Raw genomic sequence first — 11,439 nt, 5'->3', positions numbered from 1 at the left:
CGGCCGTCCTTGGGGAACGACACGTCATCGACCGCCCAGGCGTCCGGGCCGATCCGCGGCACCATCCGCTCCGCGATCCGCCGGCGCACCGGCACCGGATCCCAGGTGGACTGGTTGACGAACTGTTGCAGGTTCTGCTCGTTGCCGTCCGGCAACCGCTCGGCCATGGCCTGGATGGACTTGCGGCGGCCGTCCATCATCAGTCCCCGCAGATAGCAGTCGCTCTTGGCCCGCTGGTCCTTGCGCGGTACCGAGGCGAACACATCCGCCACGAATAACGCCAACGTCGCCCGAACACGATTGACTTCATGTGCGTCCACACAGTCCTCATGCCCCTGAACACGGCCAGCAGACAGACCTAACGGAGTCCTACTAGTAGTGCTTGGTCAGGTCGGTATGGGTTCTGGCATGTTGCGGTGACAGGTGGGGCAGGCGCCGGTCCAGCTCGCGAGGAGTGACTGCAGTTCGCGGGCGACCTTGTAGAGGCTCAGGCCGGCGCCGTCTCTTTTGGGGACCGGGTGATGCGCTGGAGGGTGCAGAAGGCGTGTGCGATGGAGACGAGGGTGACGTGGTGGTGCCAGCCTCTCCAGGTGCGGCCTTCGAAGTGGGCCAGGCCCAGGGTCTGCTTCATCTCGCGGTAGTCGTGCTCGATCCTCCAGCGCAGTTTCGCGGTGCGCACGAGGGTGGTCAGCGCCGTGTCGGCGGGCAGGTTGGACAGCCAGAACTGGACGGGTTCGGGCTGGTCGGCGGGCCATTCGGCCAGGAGCCAGCAGACGGGCAGTTCCGGGCCGTCGCAGGCTTTGCGGATCTCGCGTCCGGCGGGACGGAGCCGCAGGGCCACGAAGCGGGAGTACATGCGCTTGACGCCGCTGCGGCCGCTGCCCGGGCGGGAGCCTTCCCGCCACTGCACCGGCCGGGCTGTCTGCTTGCCGGCCTCGATGACCAGCTTCTTCACTGTCCTGGCCGCCTCCGGGTAGACCGGCTGGGGACGGGGGCCGCGACCGCCGTAGGGCGGGGTGTGCGGCCGTGCTGTTTCCGGGTGGGCGGTGGTCGTGGTGGAGATGCCGACCGCGTAGCTGAGCCCGCGTTCTTCCAGGCCGAGGCGGAAGGCTGCGGTATCGCCGTAGCCGCTGTCGGCGACGACGAGCGGGACGTCGATGCCCCACGATCTGGTCTCGTCGATCATGTCCAGGGCCAGCTGCCACTTCTCGACGTGTCCGACGTCGGCGGGGATGCCGCACGTGGTGCGGCGGGCCACCTTGCCCGGATCGGCCTTGGGCGAGGCGGGGTCCCAGCTCTCGGGCAGGAACAGACGCCAGTCGACAGCAGCCGACGCGTCGTCGGAGGCCATGTGCAGGGACACCCCGGCCTGGCAGTTGGTGACCTTGCCCGCGGTGCCGGTGTACTGCCGGGCCACACACGCCGAGGCGTTCCCGTCCTTGAGGAAGCCTGTGTCATCCACGATCAGCGCGGTCGGTTTGATCACGTGCTGCATCCGCCAGGCGAGGCGGGCGCGGACATGCGCCGCGTCCCACGGGCTGGTGGTGATGAAGTTCGCCAGGGCCTGCCGGTTGCCGTCCTCGCCCAGGCGGGCGGCCATCGGTTCCACCGACTTGCGCCGCCCGTCCAGCAGCAGGCCGCGCAGATAGACCGCTCCCCACCGGCGTTGATCCGCCCGCGCGAACGGCTCGAACATTTCTGCCGCGAAATCCTCCAGATCACACCGGACCGCGGCCAGCTCCCCACCCATCACAACAGGTCAACGGAACAAGCGATCAAACGGACACGCCACCGGCGAGTGAACCTGACCAGGCACTACTATGGGGTCTGTCGGACGTGGACTCGTCGGCAGTTGATCGACGGCATACGGTGGCGGACTCGGACCGGGGCGCCCTGGCGTGACCTGCCTGAGCGGTACGGGCGGTGGGACCGGGCCTACGACCTGTTCCGGCTGTGGCAGCGTGACGGCACCTGGAAGCGCATCTTCGAACAGTTGCAGGCCGAGGCCGATGCAAAAGGCCTGATCGCGTGGGACGTGAGCGTGGACTCCACTATCACGCGCCCACCAGTATGCCGCTGGAGCGTAAAAAGGGGATCTCCAGAAGGAGCCTCCCGGCGGCGTCGACACTGAGCCCGACGACCACGGACTCGGGCGCTCGCGCGGCGGGCTGACCACCAAGCTGCACCTGGCGGTCGAGCAGGGACAGAAGCCGCTGTCCCTGCTCGTCACCGCCGGCCAGCGGCACGACAGTCCCCAGTTCCAGCCGGTCTTGAACGCCATCCGAGTGCCCAGGACCGGCCCCGGCCGCCCCCGCACGAAGCCGGACAGGGTCCGCGCGGACAGGGCATACGGCTCCCGCGTGAACCGCTCCTACCTGCGCCGACGCGGCGTGAAGTGCACCATCCCGGAGAAGGCGGACCAGATCCGCAACCGCCGGAAGCTCGGCTCCCGAGGCGGCCGCCCGCCCCAGTTCGACAAGGACGACTACAAGCAGCGGCACGCGGTCGAGTGCGGGATCAACCGACTCAAGCGCCACCGCGCGGTCGCCACGAGGTACGAAAAGCTCGCCGTCCGCTATCACGCGACGGTGCTGGTCGCCGCCATAGAGACGGCCAGGCTGCGCTTTGGCGGCCACCGGAACCGGGAGCTGCGCAGGAGCCCAGCACAGCGAGGTTGCGGTGGGTGAGGCACTGCGGAGGGCGCGGGCCGGATGACGGGGCCACCGACTAGGAATCAATCCGGTTTGTAGTCATTTTTGCTGTTTTGTCGATCGGATGAGGGTTATTCGACGAAGGGAGCGCTGCGCATGCCAGGGGCAGGCGGCTTCAGTCTCGGGCTGGCGGGGGCGGAGCACGGTGCGCGTATATCACCGCGGACAGCCAGGGCTCTTGATCGAGATACATGGGCGGTGTCCCCGAGATGGAGGAGCTCATGAGTGACATGGCGCATGAGGGTGCGGGGCGGGCTCAGCAGGCCGGGCAGACAGCGAAGCAGGAGGCGTCGGCCACGGCCGACCGGACCAGGCAGGCGGCAGGTGAGGTCGCCGGTACGGTGGCCGAGCAGGCAAAGGCCGTAACCGGTGAGGCTCGGGAACAGGCCGGCGCGGAAGCTCGTGAGCTGCGAGGGCGGGTCACCGAGCAGGCCGAGAGCCAGACCAAGCGCGGAGCCGAGGCCCTGCGGCAGTGGGCGGACGACCTGTCCGGACTTGCGGGCAAGGCAGATGGCGAGTCCCCCGCGAAGACCCTTGTGGCGCAGGTGGCCGATCGCGGTCACCGTGCCGCCGACTACCTGGACAAGCAGGGCGCGGAAGGCCTGCTCCAGGACCTGCAGGACTTCGCCCGACGGCGGCCGGGCGCCTTCCTGGGCGAGGCTGCCCTGGCCGGGTTGGTCGTCGGGCGGCTGGCCAAGGCTGGCAGCAAGGCCGACGGCTCCCGCCCACGCCCGTGGGCGCTGCCCCCGTCTCAGGCTGAGCAGAGCTTGCCAGCAGCAGGCGTGCCACCCGAGCTGCCGGGCCGGGGGGTTTGAGATGTCGTCTCTTTCGCCGCAGTCCCCGCAGCCGGATCGCGGACCGGGCCGGCCCGGCCATCGACCAGGTCAAGGAAGCTGCGGTGCAGTCCACGCAGCAGTTGAAGGAGGACGCCACCCGGGCCGGCCAGCAGGCGGCCGAGGAAGTCAAGGACACCGCGGCCGACGCCGCCCGCACCACCAAGGAACAGGCCCAGGAACAAGCTGGACAGGTCACCGACCAGGCCCGGCAGTCCGCACAGACCACGGCCGAGGAAGCACGCGGGCAGACCCGCAGCCCCGGACCGTGAGAACGCCGCCGCACCAGCGGACCGACTGCATGGCCCTGCTGGCCCCCATGGCAGGCGTGCTGAACAAAGGAGTACACAGATGATCACCCGAGAGCAGATTCCCACCGTGCTGGACCACCCGGTTTACGACACCAGCGGCACGAAGATCGGCGACGCCAGGCACGTGTTCCTCGACGACGTCACCGGCCAGCCCGAATGGGTCAGTGTGAAGACCGGCCTGTTCGGCACCAGCGAGTCCTTCGTACCCGTCCAGGACGCCGCCGTCGTCGAGGACCATCTCGAGGTGCCGTACGACAAGGACAAGGTCAAGGACGCGCCCAACGTCGACGTCGACGCCGGGGGCCACCTGTCCGAGCAGGAGGAACACCGCCTGTACGAGTACTACGGCATCGACTGGGACGCCGCCTGGCAGCAGGCACAGACCGGCACCGGCCGGGCCGCCGCCACCCCCCAGGACGCGATGACGCGGTCCGAGGAGGAGATGCACGTCGGCACCGAACGCCGCGAGGCAGGCCGTGTCCGGCTGCGCAAGTACGTCGTCACCGAGGAGCAGCAGCGCACCGTCCCCGTACGCCACGAAGAGGTCCGCGTCGAGCGCGAGCCGATCACCGACGCCAACCGCGGCGACGCCATGGCCGGCCCGGACATCTCAGAAGCGGAACACGAGGTCATCCTGCACGAGGAGGAACCCGTGGTGGAGACCAGGGCCGTGCCCAAGGAGCGGGTCCGCCTGACCACCGACGAGGTCACCGAGGAGGAAACCGTCACCGGCGAGGTCCGCAAGGAACGCATCGAGTCCGACGAAGAGACCGGCGAGCGAGGCAAGCGCCGCCGCCGCTGACCCCGCCGCGGACCCCAGGCGCCCGGGACGGGAAGAGCGACGGCCCTCGTCCCGGGCGCCCCGCACTTACGCCGTCCCTTCCCCACCGCACTCGGGGACGGCGTATCCGGCACCGGAGCGCCGGAGCCGCGTATCCGCGCGCAAGGAGCTGTCGTCTTCGGCACAGGCTCCCGTTTTCAGTGTTCCTGCCACGAACGAGTGCCGTATCAGCTAACAGCCGACCTGCCCGACGACGCATCGCTCTCAGCCGCCGTTCTCCTGCCTGCCCGCCCTCAGCATCTGCCTGAGCACCTCAACGGGCACGTCAACCCACTGGGCCACCTCCTGAAGCGGCACCCCGCCGTTCACCGCCGCCAGGGCGGTCCGTTTCCAGGCGTTCTCGATCAGGCCGGCGCTGTGACCGAGCCCGCGCAGCAGCCGCCGGGCGACCTCGGCGGTCGGGCCGGTCTGCACCCCGCGCAGCTGCAGCAGCTGCTCCTCGGCGCTCTCGATAGCGCTGGTGATCAGCCTGCGCTGCTCGGCGGGCACCCCAGCCCGCCACATCGTCCCCATACCGGGCGCCTTCTTCTCCTTGCCCAGCACCCGCAGCTGGCCGGGTCGTCGGGCCGCTTCCGGGACGCGGCTGGAGCGCACCCCATGGAGGGGGCGGGAACGGGCGAGGGTGCGGGGGCCGACCAGCCGAAGCATGGAGGCCTGCATCAGGCGAGCATGTCGGGCAGCCGCGGCGCGATCGGGCGGCGGGACAGCAGCAGTGCGGCGAGCCCGGTCAGGCCGCGGATGAGGTCCCACTCGGCGAGGTGAGGCAGCGCGCCGGCCGACTGACGGCGGTGGGCGGCGGCGAGCCGGGCGTCCACGACGCGGTCGACGGCCGCGCTCGGCGCGGCGAACCTGTCGGAGGCCGAGCGGCTTCAGCTTTACCATCGGCCGCTGTTCGGCCGTCTGGCGGGATCGGGCGGGGGTGCTGGTGCACCTGGTGGCCGTGATCGTGCCGCGGCATCGACTCGACCGCCCGCCGTACTCTCGCCGCGCTTGACGAGGCCGCCCTGGTGAAGATCGCCACGGTGCGCCGCAAGCGGCGGCAGAGCGGCACCTCGCGCGTGTCCGGCCCTGGTGAGGTGTTGCGCTCGGTCTTGACACGAGGCCACCCTGAAGCTTCCCTTTTCATGTTGCGCATCACGCTACCGTTGTGTGATGTGCAACCTGGGGTCATGGTATGGCTCCGGTTTCCCTACACCGCGGAGTAGCGCTACAGATGACTCGCAAGCCGCCTGCTGAGGACCCCGGCGACGCCCGTCTGCGGGTCGGCCCGCCGAAGGAGTACGCCGCCGGCATCCCCGCGGTCACCTCCTCGCTGCGGCACGCCGGCGAACAGATGGGGGCCCGCCGCAGCCTGCTCACGCTGCTCCGGGTGAATCAGAAGGAGGGCTTCGACTGTCCGGGGTGCGCCTGGCCGGAGCCCGACCACCGGCACAAGGCGGAGTTCTGTGAGAACGGCGCCAAGGCCGTGGCCGAGGAGGCCACCGTACGACGGGTGACCCCGGACTTCTTCGCCGAGCACACCCTGGAGGACCTGCTTCCGCGCAGCGACTACTGGCTCGGGCAGCAGGGCCGCCTCACCCACCCCATGTACCGTCCGACCGGCGCCGACCGCTACGAGTCGATCTCCTGGGACGACGCGTTCGCCGTGATCGCCCGCGAGCTCGGCGCGCTCGACCACCCGGACCAGGCCGCCTTCTACACCTCCGGACGGGCGAGCAACGAGGCCGCGTTCCTCTACCAGCTCTTCGTCCGCGGCTTCGGCACCAACAACCTGCCGGACTGCTCCAACATGTGCCACGAGTCCAGCGGCTCGGCTTTGGTGGAGACCATCGGCATCGGCAAGGGCAGCGTCAGCCTGGAGGACCTCTACGAGGCCGATCTGATCCTCGTGGTCGGCCAGAACCCGGGCACGAACCACCCCCGGATGCTCTCCGCGCTGGAGAGGGCCAAGCAGCAGGGCGCTCGCGTCATCGCGGTCAACCCGCTGCCCGAGGCGGGGCTGCTCCGGTTCAAGAACCCCCAGAAGCCGTCCGGCGTCATCGGCGGCGGCACCAAGCTGGCGGACCAGTTCCTGCAGATCAGGCTGGGCGGCGACCAGGCGCTCTTCCAGGCCTTCAACCGCATGCTGCTGGAGGCGGAGGACGAGGGGCCCGGCAGCTGCCTGGACACCTCCTTCATCGAGCGGTACACGCATGGCTTCGAGGAGTTTGCCGAGCACGCCCGCAAGGCGTCGTGGGACGAGATCCTTCAGGCCACCGGTCTGCCCGAGGGCGAGATCCGGACCGCGTTCGGCCATGTGCTGGCCGCCAAGAAGATCGTCGTCTGCTGGGCGATGGGGCTGACCCAGCACAAGCACTCCGTGCCAACCATCCGGGACGTCGTCAACTTCCTTCTGCTGCGCGGCAACATCGGCCGCCCCGGCGCCGGTCTCTGCCCGGTGCGCGGCCACTCCAACGTGCAGGGCGACCGCACGATGGGCATCTACGAGAAGCCGGACGCCGCCTTCCTGGATCGGCTCGGCGCCGAGTTCGCCTTCACGCCCCCGCGCCGCCACGGCCACGACGCGGTCGACAGCATCCGCGCCATGCGTGACGGCGACGTGAAGGTCTTCGTCGCGCTGGGCGGCAACTTCGTCGCCGCGGCCCCCGACACCGACCTGACCGAGCAGGCCCTGCGCAGGTGCCGGCTCACCGTCCAGATCTCCACCAAGCTGAATCGCTCCCATGTCATCGCCGGGGAGCAGGCCCTCATCCTGCCGTGCCTCGGCCGCACCGAGGCCGACCTGCGGCCGGACGGGCCCCAACTGGTCACGGTGGAGGACTCCATGGGCATGGTGCACCTGTCGCGGGGACGGCTCACACCCGCGTCCGAGCACCTGCTGAGCGAGGTCGCGATCATCTGCCGGATGGGACGGGCCACCCTCGGTGAAGCGGACCCGCGGGTGCCTTGGGAGGAGTTCGAGGCGGACTACGACCGCATCCGCGACCGTATTGAACGCGTCATCCCCGGCTTCGAGAACTTCAACGCCCGGGTACGGCAGCCGGGCGGCTTCACGCTGCCCCACCCGCCCCGCGACGAGCGCCGGTTCACCACGGCCACCGGCCTGGCCAACTTCACCGCCAACCCGCTGGAGAGCCCCAAGGTCCCGCCGGGCCGGCTGCTGCTGCAGACGCTGCGCTCCCACGACCAGTACAACACCACCATCTACGGCCTGGACGACCGCTACCGCGGCATCCAGCAGGGCCGACGGGTCCTCTTCCTGCACCCCGACGACCTCACCGAGCGCGGCCTCGCCGACGGAGACATGGTCGACATCGTCAGTGAGTACGAGGACGGGGTGGAGCGCAGGGCACCGGCCTTCCGGACCGTGTCGTACCCGACCCCCCGAGGCTGCTGCGCCGCCTACTTCCCCGAGACCAACGTCCTCGTACCCCTGGACTCCACGGCGGCCATCAGCAACACCCCCACGTCGAAGTCCATCGTCGTCCGACTGGAACAGGTCCGAGGGGGACAGGTGTCCGCGGACGCGTAGCCCAGCCGCTGAACGGCGGGTACGGATCCCCCCGCCGTTCGTCCGTTCCCCTCCGCAGAGGTTGTGACCGATGAGTGGACGCCGGTACGACCTCGCACCGCTGGCCCGCTTCGGCGGTCTCGTCGCCACCGACCTCCGGGACGTGACCAGCGATCCCGCCGCCCTGGACTCCACCGGGTTCTGGGCCGTGGTCGCCGACTTCGAGGGGCGCCTGGTGTGCGCGCGCTTCGGGGACGTACGCCGGGAACCCGTGCCCGCTGTCGAGCTCGGTACGTGGCGTGGCCCGGCCCCGGACGCCTGCACGTCCTCCCTCGACCGGGCCGCCTACATCGCAGGGGTGCGGCCCCGCGGCGGAGCCGCATATCGATACAGCCGCGAGCACATCGCGGCCGGTGAGGTCTACCAGGCCAACCTGTGCCGGGTGCTGTCCGCGCCGCTGCCCGACCCGGAGCGTGCGGATGTCGACGCCCTCACCGCCCTGCTCGCGCGCGGCAACCCCGCGCCCTACGCCGGTACCGTGCGCCTGCCCGCGCACAGCGTGGAGATCGCCACGGCCTCGCCCGAGCTCTTCCTGCGCCGGGACGGCCGTACGGTCGTCTCCGGCCCCATCAAGGGCACCGGCCGCACCACCGCGGACCTCCTCGACAAGGACCACGCCGAGAACGTCATGATCGTGGACCTGGTCCGCAACGACCTGGGACGCGTCTGCGCCATCGGCTCCGTGACCGTCCCCGAGCTGTGCGCCGTCGAGGCACACCCCGGCCTGGTCCATCTGGTGTCCACAGTGCGTGGCGAACTCGCCGAAGGCTCCGGATGGCCCGAGCTGCTCGCCGGCACCTTCCCGCCCGGCTCCGTCACGGGCGCCCCCAAGTCCAGCGCGCTGCGCATCATCGCGGCGCTGGAGACGGCGCCCCGCGGCCCGTACTGCGGTGGCGTGGGCTGGGCCGACGCCGACCGCGGCACGGGTCACTCGCCGTCGGCATCCGCACGTTCTGGATCGACCGCACCGCTCCCGGCGGTCCGTTACTGCGCTTCGGTACCGGGGCCGGGATCACCTGGGGATCCGATCCCGAGCGCGAGTGGGCCGAGACCCGGCTGAAGGCGCGGCGGCTGCTGACGGTGGCGTCGGGTACCGGCGCGGCACGCGCGGGCCCTCCCGCGCGGGCAGGTGACGGTTCGGCCGGTCGCGTCGCCGCGAGCCGCCGTCCGTGGTGACGGGTTGGTTGCGGTCGGGCAACTCCGCACGTCCGACCCCTTGACAGCCCTCTTCGAGGCCCAGATGGTTGTTGCCCATAGTGAATGCCGATGCATTATCCGCAACGACGCACCACGGCGACCGCTCCGCCTCTCCTTCTCTCGTCGTTCTCCCACCCACTCCGGCGTGCCGGGTCAGGCGGAGTCACCGACGAGTTCCCCCGTCGTCGTCCGCGACAAAGACTCCACCATTACTGCCGTCTGTGGAAAGGGTGAGCCGATGAACAAAACGCGCGAAAGGGATGACAGTCGTAGTCATCCCGTCGAAGCGGATCTGCCGGGAAGCCCGGCGGCATCCGCCGGTCCCCGCACCGACCTGATCGTCTTCGGCGTCGCCGCGGCCCTCACCCTCGCCTTCGTCGTGTGGGGAGCCACCGCGACCGACACGCTGGAGAGCGTGTCCGGAAAGCTCCTGGACGGGACCATCCGCAACGGTGGCTGGGCCTTCGTCCTCGCGGCCTCGGGCTTCGTGGTCTTCGCCCTCTGGCTGGCGGTCGGCCGGTACGGGCGGATCACCCTGGGCAAGGAGGGCGAGCAGCCCGAGTTCCGCACCGTCTCATGGATCGCCATGATGTTCAGCGCGGGCATGGGCATCGGCCTGATGTTCTACGGCGTGAGCGAACCGCTCTCGCACTTCCTCACGCCACCGCCGGGCACCGACCCGGCCGACGTCAACGAGGCCATGGAGACCGCCATGGCCACCACCCTTTTCCACTGGACGCTGCATCCGTGGGCCATGTACGCGGTGGTGGGTCTCGCGATCGCCTACAGCACCTTCCGGCGCGGCCGCCGGCAGCTGATCAGTGCCGTGTTCACCCCGCTGATCGGGGAGAAGCGGGCGAACGGCTGGGGTGGCCGGGTCATCGACATCCTCGCCATCTTCGCCACCCTCTTCGGCTCCGCTGCCTCCCTGGGGCTCGGCGCCCTGCAGATCGGCAGCGGCTTCACCGGACTTGGCTGGCTGGGATCCGTGGGCACCGGCCTGCTGGTCGCCGTGATCGCGGTGCTGACCGTCGCGTTCGTCGCCTCGGCGGTGTCCGGGATCGCCAAGGGCATCCAGTGGCTGTCCAACATCAACATGGTGCTGGCGGTGACCCTGGCGGTCTTCGTGTTCCTCGTCGGCCCGACCGTCTTCATCCTCGACCTGCTGCCCACCTCCATAGGCGCCTTCTTCGGCGACCTGACCCAGATGGCCGGGCGTACCGAGGCGTCGAGCGGTGAAGGTGTCGCCGACTGGCTGGCCGGCTGGACGGTCTTCTACTGGGCCTGGTGGATCTCCTGGACGCCCTTCGTCGGCATGTTCATCGCGCGCATCAGCCGTGGCCGGACCATCCGGCAGTTCGTGGGCGGCGTCATCCTGGTCCCCAGTACCGTCAGTCTGCTGTGGTTCGCCGTCTTCGGCGGTTCGGCGATGCACCTGCAGGACGAGAAGCGCCTCAGTGACGCCTCGACCGCGCAGGGCCAGCTCTTCGACGTGCTCCAGCAGTACCCCGTCGCCACGATCACGAGCGTTGTGGTGATGATCCTCGTCGGGATCTTCTTCGTCTCCGGCGCCGACGCCGCCTCGATCGTGATGGGCACGCTCTCGCAGCGCGGATCCCTGGAACCGACCCGCGGTGTCGTCATCTTCTGGGGCGTGCTGACCGGTGCGGTCGCCGCGATCATGCTGCTCATCGGCGGCGGCAAGGGCGACGCGCTCACCGGACTGCAGAACCTGACCATTCTCGCGGCGGCGCCCTTCACGCTGGTGATGGTCGGCCTCTGTATCGCCCTCACCCGCGATCTGCGCCAGGACCCGCTCATCATCCGCGGGCGGATCGGCAAGGAGGCCATCGAAACGGCCGTCATCGCCGGCCACGAGAAGTACGACGGCGACTTCGAGCTGCGCATCGGCCCCGTGGCGTGCAACGACGGCACGGAGTCCACGCAGCTCCGGCAGTTCCAGGACCCCGTGCAC

Annotated in this window: 12 protein-coding genes and 1 pseudogene; 8 read left to right on the top strand and 5 right to left on the bottom strand. The window is 69.9% G+C overall.

Annotation, left to right across the window (positions count from 1 at the left end; genetic code table 11):
• Together ALMP_RS37755 and ALMP_RS37750 are read right to left on the bottom strand one after the other, a co-directional pair.
• Nucleotides 1–320: transposase (locus tag ALMP_RS37755; RefSeq protein WP_264936471.1), on the bottom strand; the 320-nt coding region annotated here is incomplete at its 3' end.
• 167 nt (nt 321–487) lie between these two features.
• Nucleotides 488–1,696 carry an IS701 family transposase gene (locus ALMP_RS37750; protein ID WP_375803594.1) on the bottom strand — a complete coding sequence of 403 codons (1,209 nt, stop codon included), beginning with the start codon at nt 1,694–1,696 and terminating at the stop codon, nt 488–490.
• Between the two features lie 102 nt (nt 1,697–1,798).
• Between ALMP_RS37750 and ALMP_RS37745 the strand changes: the two genes are divergently transcribed.
• Nucleotides 1,799–2,131, top strand: coding sequence for a transposase (locus ALMP_RS37745; protein ID WP_264936469.1), 333 nt, complete (start codon nt 1,799–1,801; stop codon nt 2,129–2,131).
• Here the strand turns inward: ALMP_RS37745 and ALMP_RS37740 are convergent.
• On the bottom strand, nt 2,055–2,246 hold the full coding sequence (locus tag ALMP_RS37740) for a hypothetical protein (protein WP_264936496.1): 192 nt from the start codon (nt 2,244–2,246) through the stop codon (nt 2,055–2,057). The genes ALMP_RS37745 and ALMP_RS37740 overlap by 77 nt on opposite strands.
• Here ALMP_RS37740 and ALMP_RS37735 point away from each other — a divergent pair.
• From ALMP_RS37735 to ALMP_RS37720, 4 genes are all read left to right on the top strand, one after another.
• Nucleotides 2,169–2,687, top strand: a complete 519-nt coding sequence (locus ALMP_RS37735; protein WP_309299594.1) for an IS5 family transposase — start codon at nt 2,169–2,171, stop codon at nt 2,685–2,687. The two genes, ALMP_RS37740 and ALMP_RS37735, sit on opposite strands and share 78 nt — an antisense overlap.
• A 245-nt stretch (nt 2,688–2,932) precedes the next feature.
• Entirely contained in the window at nt 2,933–3,526 is a 594-nt protein-coding gene (locus ALMP_RS37730; protein ID WP_264936468.1) for a hypothetical protein, read from the top strand.
• Nucleotides 3,527–3,609: 83 nt separating this feature from the next.
• Nucleotides 3,610–3,816 carry a hypothetical protein gene (locus ALMP_RS37725; protein ID WP_264936467.1) on the top strand — a complete coding sequence of 69 codons (207 nt, stop codon included), beginning with the start codon at nt 3,610–3,612 and terminating at the stop codon, nt 3,814–3,816.
• A gap of 79 nt (nt 3,817–3,895) precedes the next feature.
• Nucleotides 3,896–4,657 carry a PRC and DUF2382 domain-containing protein gene (locus ALMP_RS37720; RefSeq protein WP_264936466.1) on the top strand — a complete coding sequence of 254 codons (762 nt, stop codon included), beginning with the start codon at nt 3,896–3,898 and terminating at the stop codon, nt 4,655–4,657.
• A 243-nt stretch (nt 4,658–4,900) separates the two neighbouring features.
• Here the strand turns inward: ALMP_RS37720 and ALMP_RS37715 are convergent, their stop codons facing one another.
• Both ALMP_RS37715 and ALMP_RS37710 read right to left on the bottom strand, forming a co-directional pair.
• A complete protein-coding gene (locus tag ALMP_RS37715) occupies nt 4,901–5,356 on the bottom strand; it encodes a hypothetical protein (protein ID WP_264936465.1) in 456 nt (151 codons plus the stop codon).
• Nucleotides 5,356–5,511 (bottom strand): hypothetical protein, encoded by a 156-nt coding sequence (locus tag ALMP_RS37710; protein ID WP_264936464.1) that lies wholly within the window; start codon nt 5,509–5,511, stop codon nt 5,356–5,358. The genes ALMP_RS37715 and ALMP_RS37710 overlap by 1 nt, the downstream gene beginning before the upstream one ends.
• Nucleotides 5,512–5,909: 398 nt before the next feature.
• On the opposite strand from ALMP_RS37710, the gene ALMP_RS37705 reads away from it, so the two are divergent.
• From ALMP_RS37705 to ALMP_RS37695, 3 genes and pseudogenes are all read left to right on the top strand, one after another.
• Nucleotides 5,910–8,228 (top strand): FdhF/YdeP family oxidoreductase, encoded by a 2,319-nt coding sequence (locus tag ALMP_RS37705; RefSeq protein WP_264936463.1) that lies wholly within the window; start codon nt 5,910–5,912, stop codon nt 8,226–8,228.
• A 70-nt stretch (nt 8,229–8,298) separates the two neighbouring features.
• Nucleotides 8,299–9,443: pseudogene (locus ALMP_RS37700) on the top strand (chorismate-binding protein).
• Between the two features lie 259 nt (nt 9,444–9,702).
• Nucleotides 9,703–11,439: BCCT family transporter (locus ALMP_RS37695; RefSeq protein WP_264936490.1), on the top strand; the 1,737-nt coding region annotated here is incomplete at its 3' end.

It is taken from the genome of Streptomyces sp. A012304, assembly GCF_026008495.1.
Taxonomy (GTDB): Bacteria; Actinomycetota; Actinomycetes; order Streptomycetales; family Streptomycetaceae; genus Streptomyces.
The sequence above is the reverse complement of the archived record's forward strand: the minus strand, read 5'-3'. Positions and strand labels throughout refer to the sequence as shown.